The organism is Sphaerisporangium fuscum (assembly GCF_018531465.1).
GTDB lineage: Bacteria > Actinomycetota > Actinomycetes > Streptosporangiales > Streptosporangiaceae > Sphaerisporangium > Sphaerisporangium fuscum.
The window spans coordinates 243,092-265,499 of sequence record NZ_JAHDTF010000014.1; the positions used below are offsets into that span (position 1 = coordinate 243,092).

General features: G+C 70.2%; 22 protein-coding genes and 1 pseudogene. 13 read left to right on the top strand and 10 right to left on the bottom strand.

Annotation, left to right across the window (positions count from 1 at the left end):
* Nucleotides 1–61: 61 nt before the first annotated feature.
* Nucleotides 62–1,096 carry an Lrp/AsnC family transcriptional regulator gene (locus tag KIK05_RS18900; RefSeq protein ID WP_214412050.1) on the top strand — a complete coding sequence of 345 codons (1,035 nt, stop codon included), beginning with the start codon at nt 62–64 and terminating at the stop codon, nt 1,094–1,096.
* On the opposite strand, the gene KIK05_RS18905 is transcribed toward KIK05_RS18900, so the two are convergent.
* The 3 genes from KIK05_RS18905 to KIK05_RS18915 are packed head-to-tail and all read right to left on the bottom strand — an operon-like array spanning nt 1,087 to nt 4,165.
* Nucleotides 1,087–2,109, bottom strand: coding sequence for a MaoC family dehydratase (locus KIK05_RS18905; protein WP_214412051.1), 1,023 nt, complete (start codon nt 2,107–2,109; stop codon nt 1,087–1,089). The two genes, KIK05_RS18900 and KIK05_RS18905, sit on opposite strands and share 10 nt — an antisense overlap.
* A complete protein-coding gene (locus tag KIK05_RS18910; protein ID WP_214412052.1) occupies nt 2,106–2,966 on the bottom strand; it encodes an HpcH/HpaI aldolase/citrate lyase family protein in 861 nt (286 codons plus the stop codon). The genes KIK05_RS18905 and KIK05_RS18910 overlap by 4 nt, the downstream gene beginning before the upstream one ends.
* Nucleotides 2,963–4,165, bottom strand: a complete 1,203-nt coding sequence (locus tag KIK05_RS18915) for a CaiB/BaiF CoA transferase family protein (protein WP_214412053.1) — start codon at nt 4,163–4,165, stop codon at nt 2,963–2,965. The genes KIK05_RS18910 and KIK05_RS18915 overlap by 4 nt, the downstream gene beginning before the upstream one ends.
* Before the next feature lie 102 nt (nt 4,166–4,267).
* Here KIK05_RS18915 and KIK05_RS18920 point away from each other — a divergent pair, with 102 nt between their 5' ends.
* The 3 genes from KIK05_RS18920 to KIK05_RS18930 all read left to right on the top strand — a co-directional run bounded on the left by KIK05_RS18920 (nt 4,268) and on the right by KIK05_RS18930 (nt 6,695).
* Nucleotides 4,268–5,428, top strand: a complete 1,161-nt coding sequence (locus tag KIK05_RS18920) for an acyl-CoA dehydrogenase family protein (protein ID WP_214412054.1) — start codon at nt 4,268–4,270, stop codon at nt 5,426–5,428.
* A 358-nt stretch (nt 5,429–5,786) separates the two neighbouring features.
* The gene (locus KIK05_RS18925; RefSeq protein WP_214412055.1) at nt 5,787–6,488 is read left to right on the top strand and encodes a hypothetical protein; all 702 of its coding nucleotides are present in this window, start codon (nt 5,787–5,789) and stop codon (nt 6,486–6,488) included.
* Between the two features lie 57 nt (nt 6,489–6,545).
* Complete coding sequence (locus tag KIK05_RS18930; RefSeq protein WP_214412056.1) at nt 6,546–6,695, top strand: hypothetical protein; 150 nt, start codon at nt 6,546–6,548, stop codon at nt 6,693–6,695.
* A gap of 12 nt (nt 6,696–6,707) precedes the next feature.
* Here the strand turns inward: KIK05_RS18930 and KIK05_RS18935 are convergent, their stop codons facing one another.
* Nucleotides 6,708–7,949, bottom strand: a complete 1,242-nt coding sequence (locus tag KIK05_RS18935; protein ID WP_214412057.1) for a hypothetical protein — start codon at nt 7,947–7,949, stop codon at nt 6,708–6,710.
* A gap of 424 nt (nt 7,950–8,373) precedes the next feature.
* On the opposite strand from KIK05_RS18935, the gene KIK05_RS18940 reads away from it, so the two are divergent.
* Nucleotides 8,374–9,450, top strand: a complete 1,077-nt coding sequence (locus KIK05_RS18940) for a hypothetical protein (RefSeq protein ID WP_214412058.1) — start codon at nt 8,374–8,376, stop codon at nt 9,448–9,450.
* A gap of 148 nt (nt 9,451–9,598) precedes the next feature.
* Here KIK05_RS18940 and KIK05_RS18945 read toward each other — a convergent pair whose 3' ends face one another.
* Together KIK05_RS18945 and KIK05_RS18950 are read right to left on the bottom strand one after the other, a co-directional pair.
* The gene (locus KIK05_RS18945) at nt 9,599–9,937 is read right to left on the bottom strand and encodes a hypothetical protein (RefSeq protein ID WP_214412059.1); all 339 of its coding nucleotides are present in this window, start codon (nt 9,935–9,937) and stop codon (nt 9,599–9,601) included.
* A gap of 219 nt (nt 9,938–10,156) precedes the next feature.
* Complete coding sequence (locus KIK05_RS18950) at nt 10,157–11,413, bottom strand: hypothetical protein (protein ID WP_214412060.1); 1,257 nt, start codon at nt 11,411–11,413, stop codon at nt 10,157–10,159.
* A 177-nt stretch (nt 11,414–11,590) separates the two neighbouring features.
* On the opposite strand from KIK05_RS18950, the gene KIK05_RS18955 reads away from it, so the two are divergent.
* Entirely contained in the window at nt 11,591–12,283 is a 693-nt protein-coding gene (locus KIK05_RS18955) for a DUF4158 domain-containing protein (RefSeq protein ID WP_214412061.1), read from the top strand.
* Here KIK05_RS18955 and KIK05_RS18960 read toward each other — a convergent pair.
* Nucleotides 12,258–13,265 (bottom strand): NAD(P)-binding domain-containing protein, encoded by a 1,008-nt coding sequence (locus KIK05_RS18960; protein ID WP_214412062.1) that lies wholly within the window; start codon nt 13,263–13,265, stop codon nt 12,258–12,260. The two genes, KIK05_RS18955 and KIK05_RS18960, sit on opposite strands and share 26 nt — an antisense overlap.
* Complete coding sequence (locus KIK05_RS18965; RefSeq protein ID WP_284681350.1) at nt 13,258–14,277, bottom strand: threonine ammonia-lyase; 1,020 nt, start codon at nt 14,275–14,277, stop codon at nt 13,258–13,260. The genes KIK05_RS18960 and KIK05_RS18965 overlap by 8 nt, the downstream gene beginning before the upstream one ends.
* A 28-nt stretch (nt 14,278–14,305) precedes the next feature.
* Between KIK05_RS18965 and KIK05_RS18970 the strand changes: the two genes are divergently transcribed.
* Nucleotides 14,306–14,884 carry a helix-turn-helix domain-containing protein gene (locus KIK05_RS18970; RefSeq protein ID WP_214412064.1) on the top strand — a complete coding sequence of 193 codons (579 nt, stop codon included), beginning with the start codon at nt 14,306–14,308 and terminating at the stop codon, nt 14,882–14,884.
* Nucleotides 14,885–15,222: 338 nt separating this feature from the next.
* Here the strand turns inward: KIK05_RS18970 and KIK05_RS18975 are convergent, their stop codons facing one another.
* Nucleotides 15,223–16,233 (bottom strand): helix-turn-helix transcriptional regulator, encoded by a 1,011-nt coding sequence (locus KIK05_RS18975; RefSeq protein WP_214412065.1) that lies wholly within the window; start codon nt 16,231–16,233, stop codon nt 15,223–15,225.
* Nucleotides 16,234–16,409: 176 nt separating this feature from the next.
* Here KIK05_RS18975 and KIK05_RS18980 point away from each other — a divergent pair, with 176 nt between their 5' ends.
* The 6 genes and pseudogenes from KIK05_RS18980 (at nt 16,410) to KIK05_RS19005 (ending at nt 21,073) form a co-directional block, all read left to right on the top strand.
* A complete protein-coding gene (locus KIK05_RS18980) occupies nt 16,410–16,835 on the top strand; it encodes a VOC family protein (protein WP_214412066.1) in 426 nt (141 codons plus the stop codon).
* 172 nt (nt 16,836–17,007) lie between these two features.
* Nucleotides 17,008–17,142, top strand: a pseudogene (locus KIK05_RS47010) (aldo/keto reductase); the annotation flags it as partial.
* Between the two features lie 76 nt (nt 17,143–17,218).
* On the top strand, nt 17,219–17,476 hold the full coding sequence (locus KIK05_RS47015) for an aldo/keto reductase (RefSeq protein WP_308249993.1): 258 nt from the start codon (nt 17,219–17,221) through the stop codon (nt 17,474–17,476).
* A gap of 4 nt (nt 17,477–17,480) precedes the next feature.
* Nucleotides 17,481–18,581 (top strand): winged helix DNA-binding domain-containing protein, encoded by a 1,101-nt coding sequence (locus KIK05_RS18990; protein WP_214412067.1) that lies wholly within the window; start codon nt 17,481–17,483, stop codon nt 18,579–18,581.
* Nucleotides 18,582–18,701: 120 nt separating this feature from the next.
* A complete protein-coding gene (locus KIK05_RS19000; protein ID WP_308249994.1) occupies nt 18,702–19,802 on the top strand; it encodes a MerR family transcriptional regulator in 1,101 nt (366 codons plus the stop codon).
* Nucleotides 19,799–21,073 (top strand): MFS transporter, encoded by a 1,275-nt coding sequence (locus KIK05_RS19005; protein ID WP_214412068.1) that lies wholly within the window; start codon nt 19,799–19,801, stop codon nt 21,071–21,073. Before KIK05_RS19000 ends, KIK05_RS19005 begins: the two co-directional genes overlap by 4 nt.
* On the opposite strand, the gene lysA is transcribed toward KIK05_RS19005, so the two are convergent.
* Nucleotides 21,064–22,344: a diaminopimelate decarboxylase gene (gene lysA / locus KIK05_RS19010; RefSeq protein ID WP_250563001.1), complete on the bottom strand. Its 1,281-nt coding sequence runs from the start codon at nt 22,342–22,344 to the stop codon at nt 21,064–21,066. The genes KIK05_RS19005 and lysA overlap by 10 nt on opposite strands.
* Between the last annotated feature and the right edge of the window lie 64 nt (nt 22,345–22,408).

Sequence of the window (22,408 nt, forward strand, 5' to 3'; positions counted from 1 at the left end):
GTCGCGGGTCGGATTGGGGGGTCGTGTGGCGGACAGGTGACGGTCATGCTTCCATTGCGGGGTGAGCGATGCCCTCCAAGACAGCCGCGAAGTGCAGGATCCGCCCGCTCTGGACGAGATCGACCGGCGGATCATCGCCGAACTGCAGGACGACGGCAGGCGGACCTACGGGCGCATCGCCGAAGCGGTCGGGCTCACCGAGGCGCCGACCCGGCAGCGGGTGGCCCGCCTGACCGGGTCCGGGCTGATCGAGATCGTGGCCATCACCAACCCCGGCGCCTTCGGCTTCCGGCTGCGGGTCGCGGTCGGCCTGCGCTGCGAGGGCGACCTCGACGCCATCGCAGCCGCGATCAGCGAGGTGGAGGAGGTCGACTGGCTGGTCGCCACCGGGGGCCGCTACGACCTGATGGCCGAGCTCCGCTGCGTGGACGAGCAGCACCTGTACGGCCTGCTCGTCGAGCGCATGCGCGCGGTCCCCGGGGTGCGCGACGTCGAGACCTTCCTGTATCTCAACCTGTTCAAGGCCTCATACTCCTGGCCCCCTGGCTCGGGCAGGCGGGTGCCGGACGAGCTGGCCGGCGCCCGGCGGTGCCCTCCGGTCCTGCCCGCGCTGACCGGCGACGGCGAGGAGGTGACGCTGGACGCGATCGACCGGCGCATCGTCGCCGAACTGCAGGAGGACGGGCGTCGGACCTACGGCCGGATCGCCGAGGCGGTCGGGCTCAGCCTCGCCCCGACCAGGCAGCGGGTGGCGCGCCTGATCGACACGGGCGTCATCAAGATCGCAGCCATCATCAACCCTAGGAAGGTGAGCTTCCTGCACCGCGCCGCCATCGGCCTGCGGTGCGAGGGCGACCTCGACGTGATCGCCGCGGCGATCACGCAGGTCGACGAGGTCGAATGGCTGGTGGCCACCGCGGGCCGCTACGACCTGATGGCGGAGGTCGGCCACCTCGACGCCGCGCACCTGCACCGGCTGGTGACCGACCGCATCCGCACGGTGCCCGGCGTGCGCGAGGTCGAGATCATGGTGTTCCTGTCCATCTTCAAGGTCAGGTATCCGTGGCCGCCCCGGATGACACGGGTCTACCCGTAGCCGGCGGGGCCGTAGGGGCCGTCAGCGTCCCTGCGGTGCACCAGCAGGGAGCGCCGGAACGACAACACCGGTTCGCCGCGCTGGTTCAGCGCCCGCGTGATGACCGACAGGACCCCCTCGGCGGGGCGCGACCTCGACGGGCGGGCGTCGAGGATCTCCGACTCGGCTCGTACGGTGTCACCCGCGCGCACCGGTGTCGGCAGCTCGATGTCGTACCAGCCGAGGTTCGCCACGACCCGTCCGAAGGTGCGCGTCGACGCGGTCGCGGCGGCGGCGAGCACGAACATCTCGGTGACCAGGGGCGGATCTTCGTGGTAGCCGGGTGCGAACTCCATCGACCTGCGGGCCTGCCCGATCGCCTCCTCGTGGAGAAAGGTGTATCCGGGGTGGTGGACGAACCGCTCGCCCGGCCGGCAGTCCTCGAAGAACAGGCCGTAGCGTTCCCGCAGGTCGCCGTCGACCAGGTCGTAGGCCGCGAACCTCGGCTCGGCCACCGGCGGACCGCCGGGATCGGCGTCCGGGCCACGCCCCCGACGGTAGATCTCCGCTCGGTAGCTCAGATCGATCACCTCGGCGCCGGACGCGTTCAGCCCACGCGTGCGCACCCATACGACGCCGGCGTCCGGATCGCCGCCGGGGTCCACCGCGAGGATCTCCGACTCGGCGTACAGGGTGTCGCCGCCGAACACCGGCGCCCGCAGGCCGATCTCGTCAAGCCCCGGCAGCCTGCGCCGCCGGGCGAACGTCTTGGCGCACAGGCCGATCACCCGCTGCGCGGTGAGCGTGCTGACCATCAGCGGTCTGCCCCACGCGGTGTGCCCGGCGTAGGCGGCGTCGAAGTGCAGCATCGCGGAGTTCATCGTGTCCAGCGCATGCTCGGTGTTGTCCTGCTGGGACAAGGTGACTCCCGGCCGGTGCCGGAAGCGCTGTCCCGCGGCGAAATCCTCGAAGTCGAGCCCGAACCGCTCGGCGTACCTGCCGGGAGCGAGCAGGTAGTACGCGGAGAACGTCATGCGCCACCTCCCGCGCGTTCGATGACGAGCCGGGCGCGGCGCACCTGGGCGGCGTCGATCATCGATCCGCGAAAGCGGACCGCCCCGCCGTCCTCGGCCGCCCGCAGCACCGCGTGCGCGTCGGCGACCTGCCGCGCCGTCGGCGTGAACGCCTGCCTGACGCCGTCCACCTGCTTGGGGTGGATCGCGAACTTGCCGGTGAAGCCCAGCGCGCGGGCGCGGCGGCACTCCTCGGCGAGCACGGCGGCGGAGTCCAGGTCGAAGCAGGGCATGTCGAGTGCGCTGATCCCGGCCGCCCCCGCGGCCCAGATCAGGCGAGCCCGCGCAGGCAGCATCGGCTCCCAGGCCGGCTCGGCGCCCAGTGCCGCGGCCAGGTCGGCGCCACCGAAACCGAGGGCGACCACGTGCGGGTCGGCGGCGGCGATCTCCGCGGCGTGTTCGAGCCCCGCGCCGGACTCGATGGCGCACACCAGCTCACCAGGCCAGTTCCGGCCGCCGAGCACCTGAGTGCACAGCCGCGCCTCGGCCGCCGACTCGACCTTCGGTAGGACGACGAAGTCCGGAAACCCGGCCGGACCCTCGAGCAGGGCCGCGAGATCACGGATTCCGTCGGGTGTGGTGAGCGCGTTGACCCGCACCCCGACCGGCAGAACCCGGGTGGTCTCGACCGCGCGGGCGGCGGCTTCGCGGGCGGCCGGTTTGTTCGCGGGGGCGACCGAGTCCTCCAGGTCGATCACCACCGCGTCCGCCCCCGCGCTCAGTGCGCGTGCGATCCGCTCGGGCCTGTCGCCGGGCACGAAAAGGATCACCCGGGCCGTGTCGATGCTTCTGCCACCACGGTGCTTCTCGATGCTCATATCACGCCCAGTGCGCGCAGTTCGTCCAGGTCGGCGGCCGTTCTGCCCAGTGCGGTGAGCACCTCGCCGGTGTGCTCGCCGAGGGTGGGCGCGCAGGTGGGCGGTCGTGCCGGGCCGTCGGTCCTGATCGGGGCGGCGATCATCCGCAGCACGTCGCCCGTGCCCACATCGATCCGCTCCACCCGGTCGCCGTCCAGGACCATGGGGCTGTCCATGGCCTCGGTCAGTGTCAGGATGGGCGCGGCGGGCACCGCGTCGCCGAAGACCGCCAGCCACTCGGCCGTCGTGTGCCTGGACAGCTCCCCGTCGAGCAGGCCGGTCAGCTCGTCCCTGGCCGCCAGCCGGTCGGCGAACGTACGGAACCTCGGCTCCTCGCCCCACTCGGGACGCCCGATCCGCGCGCACAGCAGCGGCCAGAACTTCTCCTTGTTGCACATCAGGTAGATCCAGCCGTCCGCGGTGCGGTAGCTCTGGCACGGGGTGAGGGACGGATGCGCCGAGCGGGGCAGCCGGGAGGTGCGCAGCCCGCCGTTCAGGTACCAGTGCGCCGGGTAGTTGAGGCTGAACAGCGCCACGTCGAACAGGCTGACGTCCACGTCACCCCCCACGCCCGTCGCCCGCGCCCGCAGGATGCCGCTGACCGTGGCGAGGGCGAGCACCACGCCGCCGGTCAGGTCGATCATGGAGACGCCCATCCGGGACGGCGGGCCGTCCGGCTCACCGGTCAGGTCGAAGTACCCCAGCTCCGCCTGCATCAGGTAGTCGTAACCCGGCCGCGCCGCCCGCTCGCCCGTGCGACCGTAGCCGGTGAGGTGCCCGCACACGATCCGCGGGTTGGCCGCGCGCAGCCGGTCGAAGGTGAGGCCCAGCCGACCGGGTACGTCGCCGCGGAGGTTGCTGACCACCGCGTCGGCGCTCGCGGCCAGCTCGGACAGGATCTGCCGGCCCTTGTCGTGCGCCAGGTTCAGGGTGAGGCTCTTCTTGCCGCCGTTGAGCCCCTGGAAGAAGACGCTACGCGCGGTCTCCGGCAGGTCGTCGCGGAACAGCGGGCCCACCGAACGGGACACGTCGCCGTCGCCCGGCTGCTCGATCTTGATGACCTCGGCGCCGAGATGCCCGAGGAGCTGCGTGCCGAACGGCGCCGCGCCGTACTGCTCGACCGCGAGCACCCGCACACCGCTGAGCAAGTTGGTGCGCATCATTCTCCATTCAGTTGCATGATGACTCCCTAGTGACGATTTAAGGAAGTGTTTGGCGCGAATGCTACACATAATCGTCGCCAAGCCCTACAGTCTCCAGCTATGAACTTTCAGCTCACCGATGATCAAGAAGCCATCCGGCTCGCCGTCCGCGACGTCTGCGCCCGCTTCCCCGGCCGGTACTGGCGCGAGCTGGAGGCGAACGGCGAGTACCCGGAGGAGTTCGTCCGCGTCATGACCGAGCTCGGCTGGCTGGCCACGCTCATCCCCGAGGAGTACGGCGGCGGCGGGCTCGGCGTCACCGAGGCCGGGATCATCCTGGAGGAGATCCACCGGTCGGGCGGGCACGCAGGCGCCTGTCACGCCCAGATGTACACGATGGGCACCGTGCTGCGGCACGGCAGCGAGGAGCAGAAGAAGCGCTACCTGCCGGAGATCGCCGCGGGCCGGCTACGTCTGCAGGCGTTCGGGGTGACCGAGCCCGACGCGGGCTCCGACACCACCAAGATCACGACCAGGGCGGTGCGCGATGGCGACCACTACGTCATCAACGGGCAGAAGGTCTTCACGTCCAGGATCGCCTACTCGGACCTGATGCTGCTGCTGGCCCGCACGACCCCCGCGACCGAGGTGACGCGGAAGACCGACGGCCTGTCGGTCTTCCTGGTGGACCTGCGGGAGGCCGGGCCGAGCGTGGCGTGGCAGCGCATTCCCGTGATGTCCGCCCACCACAGCTACCAGGTGTTCATCGACGACCTGCGAGTGCCAGCCGAGAACCTGATCGGCGGGGAGGGACGCGGCTTCCCCTGCATCCTGGACGGAATGAACGCCGAACGTGTCCTGGTGGCGTCAGAGGCCCTAGGCGACGGCCGCTTCCTGATCGAGCGGGCCGTCGACTACGCCTCCAAGCGGGAGGTCTTCGACCGTCCGATCGGCGCCAACCAGGGCGTCCAGTTCCCCCTCGCCCAGGCCCACGCCCAGTTGGCGGCCGCCTCGCTCATGCGCTTCCACGCGGCCGACCTGTACGACCGAGGTCTGCCGTGCGGGGCCGAGGCCAACACCGCGAAGCTTCTAGCCTCGCAGGCATCCTGGGCGGCAGCCAACGCGGCCATGACCGCCTTCGGCGGCAACGGCTTCGCCGTCGAGTTCGACGTGGAACGCAAGTTCCGCGAAACCAAGCTCCTGGAGATCGCCCCGGTCAGCAACAACCTCGTCCTGTCCTACCTCGGCCACCGCGTACTCGGCCTACCACGCTCATACTGAGTGGGCGTTTTGCAGGTTCGTGATTTGCGTTGCCGCAGGTGGGCCGGTGGGTGGTTCGCGCAGGACAGCCCGAGCGCGAGCGGAGGCGAAAATCGTCGAGCCACCTATCGAAGGCGCACCAGAACGCCTATTCAACTGATGCAGGTCACAGGCCGCCCACCTGCTGCGCGACCGATACCGCAGGGGCGATCACAGGGGGACAAATGCTCACAGAACGCCCTCTCGCGGACACCAACGTCGTCGCACTCGCCCGTCACCTCCTGACCATCGGCTATCAGCCGCCATCCGCGGACACCCGGTGATATGTATGGATGCGGCGTTCTGGGCGGGAGCCCGGCGACAGATGTGGAGGGCACACATGGCGCGCCTGCCGAAATCCCTTCTGATCGCCTTGTCACTCGTATCCATCGGCTCATTTGCCTGCTCGCTCTATTTGGAGGCGACGCGGCTCGATTTCTTGCAGGCGCACCCGATCATGGTGAACTTGATATCCGGAGTCGTCGGGTTCTCCACAGCCGCCGTCGTGGTCGGCGTCGGATTCAACTGGTACACAACCCGCATCCACGCCGGACGGCATTCGATTGAGATCAAGATCGCAGTACGTAACGTTCTCGAGGCGTGGATCCCGGTCATCGGCCTCAATATCCGTTCGGAGGAAGCATACTATCTGGTCTATAACATGCTGGCGCTCGCGAGATATTCACCACGTTCCATCGGCCGTATTCTGCAGCTCTTCCAAATGCAGAAGGCCGGCGAAGTGCCTCCCGTAAATCTCAGCCGGAATGACAAGCTCGCCCAGATCTCCTCGATCATCCATGTCGTGATCCCGTCGCTGTTGGGCCTCCTAGGCGAGACCGGCCAGTTCAGCGAAACACGCTCAATAGCCGAGCGCGACTTTCAGATCGCCAAGGAGAAGGCTCTCCCAAGGCGCGGAATCGACGAGAGTATGGAGCAGTTGCGGCACACTGTCGGGCAACTGATCGGAGAGGTATTGCGGCACCCCACCATAAAACAAGGTATGGAAGTGGGGCCTTGGAAGTGGCCGTGGAGTTCCGCATAGGGTTGTCGCGTGGCGGCGGGTTGACATGGACGATGTTGGGGACGCACAGCAACGAACGTGTACAGGTACGACGTCACCACGCGGGAGGGGTACGAGGTCCTGCGGGACATCCGGGAACTCCGGCTGGCCACCATGGCGGCCCAGGCCACCGGCGAGAACCCCGGCCACCGGGAGGAGTTCGCCGCCACCATGCGCCGTGAGCGTTGAACGCCCGCCCGGTCAGCCGACGGGCTTGGTGAACTCCAGGCCGTCGAACCGGAACACCGTGACGCGGCCGGGGTGGTCGCCGACCGCCAGCAGCCGGCCATCGGCGGAGAACTCAACCGTGCGGTAATAGAGCGACGGTTCGCCGGGTACGACAAAGCGCGGCTCCAGCGGCTGTCCGGTCGTGACGTCATAAACGATGACCGGACCTCGGATGCGGGCGCCGGCGAGCCGGGTGCCGTCGGGTGACAGCGCGACGTCAGCGAATCTGTCTTCGATCGTCCAGCACAAGGCACCGGATTCCACCGAGACGCCGCAGCATCCCAACGTCTCACTGCTCGCGACAAGAAGCCGCTCGGTCCGGTCGAACATCAGCTTGCCGAGCCCACGGGCATCATCGGCTTTCGTCGGGAAGGGGTACGGAGCACCGAGCACTCGCCGGCCGGTGTCGACATCCCAGATCTCGAGGTCGTACTCCGTATCGCGGTTGTCCGGGTGGTGGACGAGACCGACGAGCCGGCCTGACGGAGACAGGGCGGCGGCGCCGGTCCGCGGGGGCTCGCCCGCGGGAAGATCGAGGCACGAATGGCCACCCGGGCCCAGCACGCGCAACGTGTGACCGTCGGCTACCAGCATCCGGCCGCCGACGGCGTCCAGCCCCAAGCGGGTGTGGGGCAGGCTCTGAACGTGACCGGTGGCGAGTGCCACCGTGTGGCTCGTGTCCTCCCCGCTGCTCGTGTTCCGGACGGTGAACGTCAGGTGCGATCCGTCCGGTTCGAACGCCATGTCATGGACCGCTGAGTTCCGCGACGCATCGGCGTACACCACTCGGCGGGCGCCGGTCCGTAAGTCGACGGTCTGCACCTCGGAGCCGAGCTGCAGCCTGACCCGGTCAGGAATGCCGCGGGCGACCGCGAGGGTCCCGCCGTCCGGGTGCAGGGCGAACGCGACGATCCCGTTGGTCGCCGGCGTCGCGCACTGGACGACGACGTCGCTCGGCTCGGTCGCGGCGACGTCGCGCAGCACGGCGTACCCGTCATGCATCTTCTCGGTGACGATCTTCTCCAGGGCCTCGCGTGCCGCGCGCTCGCTGCCGTACGACTTCATGCGCTCCTGAGGCTTCCCGGCACCGGTCCACCAGCTCCGGTGCAGCTCGACCCCGTCGGCCCGGAGCTCCAGATATTTGGGCTTGGAGGTGCCGGGATGGGTCAGGAGAATTCGCTCACGATTCATACGGGGCAGCGTAGAGATCTCCACCGTCAGAAATCATCAGCGCGTACTGCGGGCCAGGAAGGTGATCACGTTGATCGCCGCCAGCGCCGCAACGAGCCGGATGAGCACGTCGCTGATGCCCTTCTCCGCCTCCAACTCGGACGGCACCTCGAAACCCTGTTCAACCCCACGAGCACGCTCGTTTGGGGCTCATGACACGTTTCCTACCGGCACCCCAAAGAGGCCGCCTCGAGATTGGGACCACGTGCCATCCGCCTCCTGGTGATGTCCCCCTCGTCGCGTCTTACCTGGACGACGCGCCCAGGAACCCACCAGTGCGGTGGTCGACCGCTTGTCGTCCGCGGTCTGGTGCGCCAGGACGTCCAGACGGCACGGACTCTCGTGGCCGGAGGTGTTCCCGATTCCCCGGTCACACGGAAGGATGGGCGGCATCATTGGAGGCGTGGTCGTGCGAATGCTCTTGGCGGTCGGCCTGATCGCGGCGCCATCGCCCCCTGCGGGACAGCCCGGCTGGGAGCCGGTCCGGATGCACAGTTACGGCGGCTGTGACTCGATGACCGACATCGTCCCGCTCAGCCGGACCAACGTGTGGGTGTTCGGCCGGACCGAGCCCGTCGACGACGAATGCGCGGGGACCGCTCATCCGGTCGCACAGCATTGGGACGGCCGGGCCTGGCGGACCGTCGGCCTCCCCGGCCGCATCTACGGCGAGGTCGGCTCGGCGGGGGCGTCCTCCCCCGACAACTTGTGGGCCTTCACCGCCAGCGACACCGGCGAGTCCCACGCCCTACGCTTCGACGGGCGTCGCTGGATGGACGCGGGCAGGCCGGCGATGGGCTCCCGACCCAACCTCTCCAATGGAATGGTGCTCGGCCGCCACCATGTCTGGGCCTTCGGCGACTCCGGAGGCTGGTTCTGGAACGGCCGCACCTGGCGGCACAGCCGCCTGCCGCTGACCCCTGTCAAGACCAGCGTCGTGTCTCAGAAGGACGTGTGGGCGATCAGCTGCTGCGCCGTCGCCCACTTCGACGGGCAGGTGTGGCGTAAGGTCCCCCTGGGCGCCGCGATCCCCGCAGGCACGGGCGACTGGAGCACCAGCCTGACCGGGGTCCTGGCGATCGCGAAGGACGACGTCTGGGTGTTCGGCAACAGGAGCGAGACCAACGCCGGAAACGGCCGCGATCAGGTGGTCGCCGCCCACTACGACGGCCACACGTGGTCTCCGGTCGAGGTCCCCCTCCCGGCCCCGGCGGGGACCTCTGCGGATCCATGGCGACTGGGCGACGCGGTCCCGGACGGCAGGGGCGGCATCCGGGTGATCGCAAACCCCCCTGGGAACGCGGCCTCTCGCGTACTGTCCCGTACGGCCGCGGGGCAGTGGTCGACGAGCATCCCACAGGTCGCCGGCAAGGCAGTCGACCTGTGGGACCTGGCGCTGATCCCCGGCACCCGCGAGGTCTGGGCCGCGGGCGGCGTACGCCAGAGCGAGAGGGATTCGACCTCTGTGGTCCTGGCATTGCGATAGAGCCACCGCCGCGTTCGGTGGCCGGTACAGCTTTAGGACAGGAGCCCAGCCGGCAGCCGGTCAGCGTCCTGGACCTCCCGCTCCTTCCGGTACGGCGCCCACGCGGCACGCTACGCGCGAAGCTCACTCGTTACCCGAGTGATCCCGCTCAGGTCGGCGCCCAGGCGGAGCACGGTCTCGGCTGAGGCCTGCGGCTGCCGGCGGTGGATCTGGACGTGGGCGAGCCTGGCGCGATCAAGATCCGGGTGCGTCGCTCTACGCTGCGGCGCGCCCCCACCGACAGAGCGAAGTGCTCCTCTGCGCCGGGCAGGTCGCCGAGCGCGGCCAGCATCAGCCCGGTCTGGTGCTCCAGCGACTCGCGCCGGTAGTTGCCCGTCCACTCCGTCTCCGGGAGCGAGTCGGCACGTTCGAGGTCCTGCTCGGCGCGCCGGAGCAGGCTCAGCGCCTGATGCCTGTCACCTTCGCCGGCTGTGGCTTCGGCCTGCATCCCGGTGATCCAGGCACGGGTGCGCTGCGGGCATTCTCACGGCCGCTCTGGACACGTGCGAAGCCGTCATCAGGCGCTGCATCCGCACGTCCTTGACGGCTAACCAGGCGAGTTCTGCGGAAGTGGCACCCAGTTGAACCCCGAGCAGAACCGGGTGGTCCCGGGTTGGTTGTCCAGGCCTCTGCCTGAGCCACGGGGCCCTCCGTGGCCGCCGCCGCTCTACTTACCTGGCGGGTCGATGAGCAGCTGCGCGATGAAGAGGAGCAACGAAAAGGCGAGCCCGCCGAGGAGACCGGCCCAGAACAGCGCCCGGTCTGCGTCAGCCTTGACGGGGATCGACACGAGCAGGGCCGTCATGGGCCGCTCACAGGTCAGCCAGCGAAGCCCCGGACCGTCGAGTGGAGGGGCCACGGCTTCCAGCCGATCCACCGGCCCCAGCGGCCCCAGGTCGACTGTGCAGTCGGCGCCGACGCCGACTGCCGTCCCGAAGCCACGAGGCGAACCGTTGTCGAAGTCCCGGAGCACGTCGGCGAAGTCCTTCTTGCCAACGGTCCACACCCTGAGCGGGGGGATACTGAGGGCCATCCAGCTCCCCTGCCGCATCACGGTCGGTCCAGCCAGCGGCCATCCGACGGTTCCATACAGCCAGCTGGGTTCCTGCCCGTCGGCGATGCGTCCAGGACAGGCGGATCCGCGAACCAACATCGCCCCTGCGGTACGGCGCCAGGTGTTCCCTTCGATTTCGACTCCCTGGTTGATGAGCAGTGGCGTGGGAGGCGCCAGGCTCGCGGAGCCATACAGCTCTACCATGTAGGGGACGCACGTGGGTCTCCGCGCACGCGGGTGTATCCGCAAGTAGAGCCGTGCGCCGGAGTAGTCGGCGGTCAGGTTCATCCGGGCGGTGACCGATTGTGGCTCGATTCGCCAGACGTCGGGGGGGACGTACACCGTCACGGAGCCTGCGGACGTCAGCCGGGGCGGCTGCACGGTCGCGACGATGTACCGGTTCCACCCGAAGTACGTCGCGGCGGCGCTGATCGTGAGCAACAGTGCGACGATGCCGTACAGCCATCTGGGACGACCCGCCCGCGGCGCCTTGGGAGGCTCTTCCGGCGACGGGGCAGCCTTGAATCGTCGTCCGACGGCAGCCATGGTGCCGTCGGGCTCCTCATCCGTTGGCGGCCCCGACCGTACCACCGCATAGTGGTCGGCCAGCCGGGCGGCCGCACCGGCCACCGTCACCGCGTAGGTGCACAGCCGGCGGCCCCGCGCGCTGGGATGCGGGCTGGTCCACCAGATCCGGGAGCCGTCGGTGAAGGCCATCAGGCGGTGCCCCAAACAGATCACCGTGACACCTCCGGCGGCCCCCACCACGGTAGGGATGTCGCGCGAGGCCAGTTCACCGGCCAGGCGCTTGCCTAACGGGTGCGACACGAGGTGATCGTAGAACTCTGCCTCACCCCTGTCTCGGGGCATCTGGAAATATCCTCGCCCTGTGTGTGGTCCCCCGTAGTTCCACCGCGAATCCAGCAGACAAGGCCCTCCGCTCGGGTCCGTGCGACCAGGTGAAAAGTAGCTCTATGTGGTGCCTCATGGTCGTACGTAGCCGTCACGACTTCTCGAAACCGATCAGTAGCCGACTGATTACAGATCATGTTTCTTCCGACCTTCTACACGGATCGGGAGAAAGGCCGGGCGATGCGGCGGGAGTGGGAGCGGGAAGACCTCATCGAGTGCTGGACGCTGGATGAGGACGAGTTCGCCCTGGTGGGTAACAAGACCGGGGCGACGCGGCTGGGCTTTGGTCTGTTGCTGAAGTTCTTCGGTCTGGAGGGCAGGTTCCCGCGGCGGGAGGACGTGCCCAAACCCGCGGTGGACTTCATCGCCGGTCAGGTCAAGGTCGCTCCGGAGCTGTTCGGCCAGTTCGACTTCGTCTCCCGGCAGGTGGCCAGCCACCGCAAGCAGATCCGGGAGTTCTACCAGTTCCAGACGATCATGGTCGGCGATGAGGACAAGCTGATCGTCTGGATGGCCGAGGAGATCTGCCCGGTGGATACCTCGCGGGACCGGCTGCGGTCGGCGTTTGTGACGCGGTACCGGCAGGAGAAGATCGAGCCGCCCACGCCGGGACAGGCCGAGCGGCTGCTGGGCGCGGCCGAGCCCCGTCCCATCTGCCCACCGTTCCGACCTGCAGCCCAAGACCGATCCTGTGATGATCAGCGCGCTTGCGCGCGATCAGATCCAGCGCGGTGGCCAGTGCGACCGGTTCGGGCTGATGGGCTGCGAGCAGTTACGCCGGCTCGCAGCGTTACAGCCGTGGTCACTGGTGTTGAGCGCGCGCAGTAGCCGCTGGGCGGCTACGCGCTACGGCCTGGGCGATGACCGTGCCGACAGCGGCGTCCTCGGCACCCAGGCCGGTCAGGTCGGCGACGGTGATCTGGTCGTCGCTTGTACGGCCGGGGACCCGGCCGGCGAGGACATCGCCGAGCGCCACCACGGTGGCGCTGTCAAGGACCGTTTTGGTGGCGTACTGCAGCTCGCCGACCCGGCGGCACTGAGCGAGGTCGTCTGCTGCGATCAGCCCCGTTGCCGTCAGCACGGAGGCAGCAAGCTCCCGTTTGCCGTCCATGTCCGCTCCGATGGCGGTCACATGTGTACCGGGCTTGAGCCACTCGCCGAACAGGTGGGGCTTGCGAGAGGGCGTCGCGGTGGTGATGATGTCCGCGCCTTCCACGGCCTGTTGAACGGAGTCAGTTACGGTGACCTTCCAGGTGTGCAGTTCGCGCATCCGGGTCGCGAAGGCCTCCGCCCGTTCTTTGTTCGGCCCGTACACCCGTACCTGGGTCGGCTTGCGCAACTCCAACAGGGCCCGCAGCTGCAAGGCACCCTGGATCCCCGGCCCGATCACAGCGACGACGTCCGCGTCCTTGCGTGCCAGGGCGTCGGAGGCGAGAGCTCCGGCCGCTGCGGTACGGACATCGGTTAGGTAACCGTTGTCCAAGGCGATCACTACCGGGTAACCGGTCTGGGCGTCGGCGATGACACTCAAACCGGACGAGACGGGGATGCCGGCCTGGGAATTGGCGTAAAACCCGGTCGCGAGCTTGGCCGCGAAATGCGTGGAACCGTGAAGGTAGCCGCCCTTGATGTGCACTTCGCCGCGCACCTGGGGGATCTCCAAGTGCCATGGGTCGGGCTGGGTGACATGTCCGGCCGCCTGCGCGATCAGGGCCTGGCGGGTGACGGCGATCGCATCGGGCAGCCGCAGGAGCTCGCGCACCCGCGCCTCATCGAGTACGACGGGCGCCGGGATGATGACGTCAGTCATGGGTCAAGGCCTTCGCGAAGGTGCCGGCGGTGATGTTGCGGCCGGACAGGACGACGACAAGACGCCCGCTGATCTCGACCTTTCCAGCGAGTACGGCAGCGACTCCGCAGGCGCCGGAGCCCTCGGCGACCAACCCATGCTCGGTGAACAGCCAGCGCAAGGCCGCATGGATCTCTGCGTCCGTCACCGCTGTCAACGCGACCGACCCCGCGCCGATCAGACCGGGCGTCACGCAACCGGCCTCGATGTTTCCGATAATGCCGTCAGCGATGCTGTCGCCGACCTCGACCTCGGTGATCCGACCGGTAGCGACCGCGGTTGAGACAGCCCGCGACACGCTCGACTCCACCCCGACGATTCGCACGTCGCCGCGCTCACGCGCCCATAGGCTCAGTCCCCCGACCAGCCCGCCGCCACCCACCGGTACGACCACCGTCAGCGGCCCTATCACCTGATCGTCCAGTTCCTTGCCGATGGTCGCCTGCCCGGCGATCACGTGCGGGTCGTTGTAGGCCGAAACGTAGCGGCCCGGCAGCGACAAGGCGTGCTGCTCCGCGTCATCGAAATAACGACCGTGCTGGACGAGGGTGACCGGGTATGACTTGATCTTCGCGACCTTCGCGGGTGAGGCCGTCTCGGCGACGACCACGGTGACATCGGCCGCTGTCTGTGACGCGGCGTAGGCCATGGCCAATCCATGGTTTCCAGCGCTCGCCGTGACCGCTTTCACCTGCGCAGGCAGCCCGGCCAAGGCCGCCAGCGCCCCCCTGACCTTGAACGACCCTGTCGGCTGGAAGATCTCAAGCTTCAACAAGGCACCCGACGCCAGGGGCGACGGCACCACAGGAGTAGGAGTCAACGCCCCACGAACGGTGATCCAGGCAGTCTCCACGTCCTGTGGCTCCGGTGAACGCACAGCGCGTGCGGCAACGGGCACGATGCCCCCTCCTTTGACGATCGGACGAGGCCACAAAAGAGTCTTTCGCCGAGAAACCCGGGCAGGCGCTCGCATTGCCCAGAGTGCGCAGTATATTATCCATATGTCAAGTCATGGCAGCTCTCCTGAGATCGCCGCGGCGGTCGCGCGCAATCTGCGCACTCGCCGGACTGATCGCAGCATGACCTTGGTAGAGCTGGCCGAACGATCCGGCGTGAGTCGCCGAATGCTCACCCTCATCGAAAAAGGCGAGGCTAACCCGAGCCTGGGCACTCTAGAGCGCATCGGCCGAGCGCTCGGCCTCACATTGGCGACACTGGTAGACGACAAGAGACCGGGACGAATACGCCTTATCGCCCCCGAGGCAATGCTCACCCCCTGGCGATCAGAAGAAGGCTACGGCCGCATCGCGGTCACTGGCCCGGGCGCCGTCGAACTCTGGGACTGGCGGCTGGACCCCGGCGATCGCTACGACGCCGAACCAGACCCCACCGGCGCCTACGAGATGATCCTGGTCACCTCCGGGTGCCTCACCCTAGAACTCGCCGGCGATCGCTACAGCCTGCCCACCGGGCATGCTGCCCGTTTTCCCAGCGATCGCCACTATGCCTACATCAACGAGAACGCCGATCCAGTGCGGTTCACCCGCAATACCCTCCCGCCGCCTATCCCCGCCTCATAGTGCCTTCAACGGCCGGCCTACGCCGTGCGGCGGGCTGGCCGCAAGGTCAGTACCGCGGCCCGACCCAACCCAGCCGCCATCTGAGGCATTGTTCGAGGTAGGTCAGGCTGTCGATCTGCCTGCGGGTGTGGTGGTGTCGAGGTGCCGGTAGATGGTGGGCCGGGTGACGCCGAATTCGTCGGCGATCTGCTGGACGGTATAGCGGCGTTCGCCGTAGGGGCCGTCCGTCGTACACCTGGCGTGCCTTGCACACCTGTCCTGGGCGCCTGCATTGACAGGCAGAGGTCCGGCCAACCAACCCGGGGCCTCTGATGAGCGCAGGTGAGCGGCATATTCGTTCACCCCCCTTCCTGGACGCGGTCGGCCGCCGCGGCGGCGTAGCGGCAGGCCAGGTGCGCGAAGGCGGCCTTGAGTTCGGCCGGCCCGATGACCTCGATGTCGGCGTCGAACCGGCCGATGGCGGCGGCCAGGCCGGGCCACGACCACGAGCCCAGGACCAGCCGGCAGCGGTCCGGGCCGAGTTCCTCGACGATCCCGTCGCGGGTGTAGCGGGAGACGACGGCGGCGGGGAGGTCGAGGATCACCTCGCCCTGGCAGGGCCAGCCGCCGGAGCCGCCGGAGCCCTGGAACCTGCTGGTCACGAAGGCGGCCACGTTCCCGTCGGGCACCTCACGCGGGGGGAATCGCGGGCCCGTCGGGGTGCGCGGAATGATCCGGTCGGCGCGGAAGGTGCGCCAGTCGTCGCGGTCGAGGTCCCAGGCGACGAGATACCAGCGCCCGCCCCAGGTGACGAGGTGGTGGGGCTGCACCCGGCGCGGTGGCGCCACGGCGGGCTCGTCCTCGCCGGCCCCCGGAGGGGACGCGGGGGCGTAGTCGAATCGCAGCACCTCGCGGGCGTGGACGGCGGTGTTGAGCGTCATGAGCAGGCTGCCGTCGACCTGTGGGTCCTGCCGGGTCGCGGGCCGCTCGACGGCGGTGACCCGCAGGGTGTCGATGCGGCGGCGCAGCCGCGCGGGCATGACCTGCCGGACGGTGTTCAGCGCACGGGCCGCGGCCTCCTCGATGCCGGCGCCGGTGGTGGCGGCGATCTGGAGTGCGACGGCGAGGGCGACGGCCTGGTCGTCGTCGAACAGCAACGGGGGCAGTTCCGTCCCGGCGTCCAGCCGGTACCCCCCGTCGGGCCCTTTGGTTGCCACTATCGGGTAGCCGAGTTCGCGCAGGCGGTCGACATCGCGGCGCACGGTGCGCGGGCTGATGTTCAGCCGCTCGGCCAGCAGCGCCCCCGGCCAGTCGCGGCGCGCCTGGAGCAGCGAGAGCAGCGACAGCAGCCGCGCTGAGGTTTTCGGCATGAGACCAATATTGCCGCGAGAAGCGGACAAACCCTGGCCGCTTCCCCTGCGACTGTGGTCACCGAGCAGGGCCGGGCGAGCCGATCCTCGTGACCGTCGTCCGTGGCGGCGATCCCCGCCGGCGCGGCGAGCCAGCCCTGCCGCCGGAAACCACCCGAACAAGATGAGGAGCGAACATGTCCGTCAACGCCGTTACCCACCTGAACTTCCGGGGTGACGCCCGCGAGGCGCTCACGTTCTACCAGTCCGTGTTCGGCGGGGACGTGGCCGTGGTCACCTACAAGGACGCCGGAAACCTCCAGGACCCGTCCGACGCCGACCGGGTGATGTGGGGCCAGGTGGCCGCCGGCAACGGTTTTCGCGTGATGGCCTACGACGTGCCCTCGCACCTGCCGTGGAACCAGGGCGAGAACGCGTTCTTCCTCTCCCTGCGGGGCGAGACCGCCGAAGAGATCACCGCGTACTGGGAGAAGCTGTCCGACGGTTCGGCCATCCTGCGGCCGCTGGGCCCCGCGCAGTGGGCGCCCCTCTACGGGATGCTGAAGGACCGCTTCGGCGTCACCTGGGTCGTCGACGTCGTCGGCGAATACAACGCGTCCTGAACGCCGGAGCCCGGGCGGCGGGTGTCCGCCGCCCGGCCGGCGCTCGGCTGACGACGTTCGACACGGGCCTGACAGGCCGGTACACCACTCCAAAGCAAGGACGTAAGCAGTGAAGACGCGCGCGCTGGGCCGGACCGGGATCCAGGTCAGCCCCTACTGCCTGGGCACCATGATGTTCGGGCGGGCCGGCAACCCCGACCACGACGACTGCGTCCGCATCGTCCACCGGGCGCTGGACGCCGGGATCAACTTCATCGACACCGCCGACGTGTACGGACCCCACGGGGAGTCCGAGGAGATCGTCGGCAAGGCTCTCAAGGGCCGGCGCGACGACGTCGTACTGGCCACCAAGGTCAACGGCATGATGGGTGAGGACCCCAACCGTGACCCACCTGGCGATGGCCTTCGCGATCACCCATCCCGGCGTCACCTCGGCCATCATCGGGCCGCGCACCATGGAGCATCTGGAGGATCTGCTGGCCGGCGCCGCGGCCACCCTCGACGACGAGGTCCTCGACCGCATCGACCGGATCGTGGCGCCCGGGACCGACCTCGGGCCGCTGGACGTGTCCTACACCCCGCCCGACCTCACCAGCCCGGCGCTACGCCGCCGGCCGGCCGGCGAGCGCGCCGCGGCGTGACCCGATGACCGTTCTGGACACCCGATCCCTCAACCGCGCGACGCTGGCCCGGCAGTTGCTGCTGGACCGCGCCGACCTGCCGGTGCTCGACGCCGTCGCCCACCTCGGCGGCATGCAGGCTCAGGAGCCGCAGGAACCGTTCGTCGGGCTGTGGTCGCGGCTGCGCGCGTTCGACCCGGCGGTGCTCTCGGACCTGCTGACCGGGCGGCGCGTGGTGCGGACCCATCTCATGCGCCGCACCGTCCACCTCCTCACCGCCGAGGACGTCCTGGCCTGGCGGGCCCGTCACGACGCGATGCTGCGCCAGCGGGTGCTCGGGACCTACCGCCGCGAGCTCGAGGGGGTGGATCTCGACGAGCTCGCCGCGGCGGGCCGGGTGGTGATGGCCGACGGCGAGCCGCGCACGATGACCGAGCTCACGCGGGCCCTCGCCGGGCGATGGCCTGCACCGGCACCGCGGGCGCTGGGCGAGATGCTGATCGCCGCCCTGGTCCCGGTGGCGCAGCTGCCCCCGCGGGGGCTGTGGCGCGCGAAGGCGGGGGTGCGCAACGTGCTGCTGTCCTCGTGGCTGGGGCGCGAGATCGACCCACCGGCGCCCGACGGCGCCGATCCGGTCGGCCAGGCGCTGGCCCGGCGCTATCTGGCCGCGTTCGGCCCCGCGGCCGTGGCCGACCTGCGCGCCTGGAGCGGCCTGGCCGGCCTGCCGGCCGCGGTGGCCGCGATACGCCAGGAGCTGGTGACCTTCCGCGACGAGCGCGGCCGTGAGCTGGTCGATCTCCCCGGCGCGCCACGTCCCGATCCCGGCACCCCGGCCCCGGTGCGGTTCCTGCCGGCGTTCGACAACGCGATCCTCGGCTACCAGGACCGCGGCCGGATCATCGACGACGCTCATCGCGGCCTGTCGGTCGCGGGCGAGCGTGTCGTGCTGGTCGACGGCCGGGTCTCCGCGACCTGGAACGTCGAGGCGGGCACCGTGGTCGTCACCCCGCTGCGGCGTTTCTCCCGGGCCGAGCGCACCGCCGTCGCCGAGGAGGGCGAGGAGCTGGCGTCGTTCCTCTCCGAGGAGGAGAGCCGGCGCGTACGGGTGGCCGCGTCTCCCCCGTGATCCCCGCTGCTCACCCGGCGGCGTGTACGGGGAGAATGTGGAGCTCCGGGTTGACCTTTCCCCAGGGTGAAGCCGCAGCATCGTCGGCACCGGCCGCGGTGGCCGGGACGAGGAGGAGTGGTGCGGGAGCTGCTGACGATCGGGGCGTTCGCCCGGGCGGCCCGGCTGTCACCGAAGGCGCTGCGGCTGTACGACGAGCTCGGGCTGCTGCGGCCGGCCGCGGTGGACGCCGAGTCGGGATACCGGTTCTACGATCCGGCGCAGCTGGAGCAGGCCCGGTTGATCGCCTGGTTGCGGCGGCTGGGCATGCCGCTGGCGCGTATCCGGCGCGTGTGCGGCCTGCCGCCGGCGGCGGCGGCCGGGGAGGTCTCCGCCTACTGGGAGCAGGTGATGGCCGAGACCGCCGCCCGCGGGCGGCTGGCCTCCTTCCTCGTCGACTATCTGTCGGGAAGGGGGAGCGCCGTGGAAGACGCCGCGACCATGCTGGGGATCCGTTACGCCGCCCGCTCGGAGTCGGGCCTGGTGCGCACGAGCAACGAGGACACCGCCTACGCCGGGGCGAGGTTGCTGGCCGTGGCCGACGGCATGGGCGGCCCGGGCGGTGACCGCGCGAGCAACGCGGCCGTCGACGCGCTCAAGCCGCTGGAGACCCTGGCCGTGCCGGCCGAGGATCTGCTCGGCGCGCTCGCCGACGCGGTGGGGGAAGCCGACCGGGCGATCGGCGAGATCGCCGCGTCGACGCCGCCGGGTGAGGCGGGCACCACGTTGACGGCCCTGCTGTGGACGGGGTCGCGGCTGGCGCTGGTGCACATCGGTGACACCCGGGCGTACCTGCTGCGCGACGGGGAGCTGTTCCAGATCACCCAGGACCACACCTATGTGCAGTCACTGGTCGACGAGGGACGGCTGACCGCGGAGGAGGCCGCCTCGCACCCGCGGCGCTCGCTGCTGGTCCGGGCGCTCACCGGGACGGGCGGCGCCGAGCCGGACCTGTCGTTGCACGACGCCGTGGCCGGTGACCGGTACCTGCTGTGCTCCGACGGGCTGTCCACGGTCGTGCCGGCCGGGTCGCTGCACGAGGTGCTGGCCGGGCCGGGCGGTCCCCAGCGGGTGCTCGACGAGCTGGTCGAGCGGGCGTACGCCGCCGGCGCCCCCGACAACGTCGCCTGCGTGGTCGCCGACGTGGTGCCGCTGGAGACTCCCGCCGGGACCGGGCGGTGACCGTCTCGGCGGTCCGGTCGCTCGGCGCCTTCGCGGTCGACCGCCGCCCGCTGGCCGTCGCGGCCTATCGGCGGCTGTGGGTGGCCTCGGTGGTCTGCGCGGTGGGCGGCTCGTTCAGCGTGGCCGCGGTTCCGGCGCAACTGTTCACGGTGACGGGCTCGTCGGCGACGGTGGGCGTCGCCGCCGCGGTGTCGTTCGCCGCGCTGGTCGTGGCGGCGCTGTGGGGCGGCGCCCTCGCCGACGTCATGGACCGGCGCAGGCTGCTGCTGGCGGCCGACTGCGGCCTGGGGGCGACGTACGCGGCCCTGTGGGCGCAGGCGGCGCTCGGTGGTTCCTCGGTCCCGGTGCTGCTGGTGCTGGTGGCCTGCCAGGGGCTGACCTTCGGGGCGATCATGACCACGATGGGGGCCGTGGTGCCGCGCCTGGTCACGGCCGAGTTGCTGCCGGCGGCCGGCAGCCTCAGCTCCCTGGTCCGCTACGCGGGCTCGATCCTGGGCCCGGTGCTGGCCGGCGCCCTGATCCCGATCGTCGGGCTCGGCACGCTGTACCTGTTCGACGCCGTCGCGCTGCTGGCCGTCTTATGGGCCGTCGTCAAGCTGCCGCCGCTGCCGCCCGTCCCGCAGCCGGACGATCCGCCGGCGGGGCACCGCCGTTCCGTGGCCCGCGGGGTGCCGGCCGGTTTCCGGTATCTGGCGGCCAGCCGGCTGCTGGTGGCGGTGCTCGCGGTGGACCTCGCGGCGATGGTGTTCGGCATGCCGACGGCGTTGTTCCCGGAACTGGCCCAGCGCGCCTACGGCGGCCCGGCGGGAGGAGGCCTGGAACTGGGGCTGCTCTACGCCGCCTACCCGGCCGGGGTCTTCGTCGTGGGCCTGCTGTCGGGCACGTTCACCCGGGCCCGCCGCCACGGCGCCGTCATGGCGGGGGCCGCGGCCGCGTGGGGCGTCACCGTCGTCGTCCTCGGGCTGGCCGCGCGGCTGTGGGTCGCCCTGGCGGCGCTCGTCCTCGGCGGCGCGGTGAACTTCGTGCTGAGCACCTTCCGCAACGCCATCTCCCAGGCGCACACCGACGATGCCATGCGCGGCCGGATCCAGGGGTCGCTCACCGTCGTGCTCATCGGGGGCCCGCAGATCGCCAACCTGCTGCACGGGGCGGCCGCGGCGGTGTACGGCCCCCGGATCGTCATCGTGGCCGGCGGGCTGCTGACCACGATGACGGTGGCGGCGATCGTGTGGGCGATGCCCCAGCTCCGGCGCTACACGGCTCAGGAGTAGAGGCGGAGGAGGTCCTCCTCGGTCTCCCGCCGGACGATCACACGGGCCGCTCCGTCGCGCACGGCGACCACGGGCGGGCGGGCCACGTGGTTGTAGTTGGAGGCCATTGCGCGCTGGTAGGCGCCGGAGGCGGGGATCGCCAGCAGGTCGCCCGGCCGCAGGTCCGCCGGCAGCGGCAGGTCGCGGATCAGCACGTCGCCGCTCTCGCAGTGCTTGCCGACGATCGTGGCCACCCGAGGCGGGGCGCCGGAGGCGCGGGAGGCGAGGGTCGCGGTGTAGGCGGCGCCGTACATCGCCGGGCGCGGGTTGTCGCTCATCCCGCCGTCCACGCTGATGTAGGTGTTCACGCCGGGGATCTCCTTCACCGTGCCGACCTCGTAGAGCGCGACCGTGGTGGGCCCGGCGATCGAACGGCCCGGCTCCACCGCCGGCCGTACGTGGCCGGGCAGCACCGCGCGCAGCACCGCCACCACCTCGGCGGGCCGGGGCGGGACCGGGTCGCCGGGACGGTGGACGATGCCGAGGCCGCCGCCGAAGTCGAGCTTGCGGATGGTCACGCCGTGCCGGCGTTCGCAGGCCAGCAGGAAGTCCGCCATGCGGCGGGCGGCCAGCGCGAACCCTTCCAGGTCGGTGATCTGGGAGCCGATGTGGGAGTGCAGCCCGGTGAGCTCCAGGGAGGGCCGCGCCAGCACCCGGCTCACCGCCTCGGCCGCCAGGCCGGCATTGAGGGAGAACCCGAACTTCGAGTCGTCGCCGCCGGTGGCGATGAACTCGTGGGTGTGGGCGTTGACGCCGGGGGTGACACGGATCAGCACGCTCTGCCGTACCCCGGCCTCGGCGGCGACGGCGGCCAGCCGGTCGATCTCGGTGAAGGAGTCGACGACGACGCATCCGACGCCCCAGGCGACGGCGGCGCGCAGTTCGGCGACCGACTTGTTGTTGCCGTGGAAGACCACGCGCCCGGGCGCGATGCCGCCGGCCCGGGCGACGGCCAGCTCTCCGCCGGTGCACACGTCGAGGCAGAGGCCGAGCCGGTCGAGCCAGCGGACGACCTCGGGGCACAGGAACGCCTTGCCGCCGTAGTGGACCTCGCCGCCGGTGAGGGCGTCGCGCCATTCGGCGCAGCGGGCCTCGAACTCGGCCTGGTCGATGATGTACGCCGGGGTTCCGAACTCGGCGGCCAGCTCGCGCACGCCGATGCCGCCGATGGTCAGTTGGTCGCCGGCCCAGGTGGCCGTACGGGGCCACACCTCATCGATCACCAGTGTCATGGGGGCGACTGTAGGCCGCTGAGCTGCTGGATCCGCCCGAGCATCGAAGTCTTCGATGCTGAGG

What these genes read in the sequence shown, in the direction of transcription:
- KIK05_RS18905 (WP_214412051.1), bottom strand. Translation starts at nt 2,109, where the DNA reads ATGACGTTCTCCGCGTACTACCTGCTCGCTCCCGGCAGGTACGCCGAG.
- KIK05_RS18910 (WP_214412052.1), bottom strand. Translation starts at nt 2,966, where the DNA reads ATGAGCATCGAGAAGCACCGTGGTGGCAGAAGCATCGACACGGCCCGG.
- KIK05_RS18915 (WP_214412053.1), bottom strand. Translation starts at nt 4,165, where the DNA reads ATGCGCACCAACTTGCTCAGCGGTGTGCGGGTGCTCGCGGTCGAGCAG.
- KIK05_RS18920 (WP_214412054.1), top strand. Translation starts at nt 4,268, where the DNA reads ATGAACTTTCAGCTCACCGATGATCAAGAAGCCATCCGGCTCGCCGTC.
- KIK05_RS18925 (WP_214412055.1), top strand. Translation starts at nt 5,787, where the DNA reads ATGGCGCGCCTGCCGAAATCCCTTCTGATCGCCTTGTCACTCGTATCC.
- KIK05_RS18945 (WP_214412059.1), bottom strand. Translation starts at nt 9,937, where the DNA reads ATGCAGGCCGAAGCCACAGCCGGCGAAGGTGACAGGCATCAGGCGCTG.
- KIK05_RS18950 (WP_214412060.1), bottom strand. Translation starts at nt 11,413, where the DNA reads ATGCCCCGAGACAGGGGTGAGGCAGAGTTCTACGATCACCTCGTGTCG.
- KIK05_RS18955 (WP_214412061.1), top strand. Translation starts at nt 11,591, where the DNA reads ATGTTTCTTCCGACCTTCTACACGGATCGGGAGAAAGGCCGGGCGATG.
- KIK05_RS18960 (WP_214412062.1), bottom strand. Translation starts at nt 13,265, where the DNA reads ATGACTGACGTCATCATCCCGGCGCCCGTCGTACTCGATGAGGCGCGG.
- KIK05_RS18965 (WP_284681350.1), bottom strand. Translation starts at nt 14,277, where the DNA reads ATGCGAGCGCCTGCCCGGGTTTCTCGGCGAAAGACTCTTTTGTGGCCT.
- KIK05_RS18970 (WP_214412064.1), top strand. Translation starts at nt 14,306, where the DNA reads ATGTCAAGTCATGGCAGCTCTCCTGAGATCGCCGCGGCGGTCGCGCGC.
- KIK05_RS18975 (WP_214412065.1), bottom strand. Translation starts at nt 16,233, where the DNA reads ATGCCGAAAACCTCAGCGCGGCTGCTGTCGCTGCTCTCGCTGCTCCAG.
- KIK05_RS18980 (WP_214412066.1), top strand. Translation starts at nt 16,410, where the DNA reads ATGTCCGTCAACGCCGTTACCCACCTGAACTTCCGGGGTGACGCCCGC.
- KIK05_RS18990 (WP_214412067.1), top strand. Translation starts at nt 17,481, where the DNA reads ATGACCGTTCTGGACACCCGATCCCTCAACCGCGCGACGCTGGCCCGG.
- lysA (WP_250563001.1), bottom strand. Translation starts at nt 22,344, where the DNA reads ATGACACTGGTGATCGATGAGGTGTGGCCCCGTACGGCCACCTGGGCC.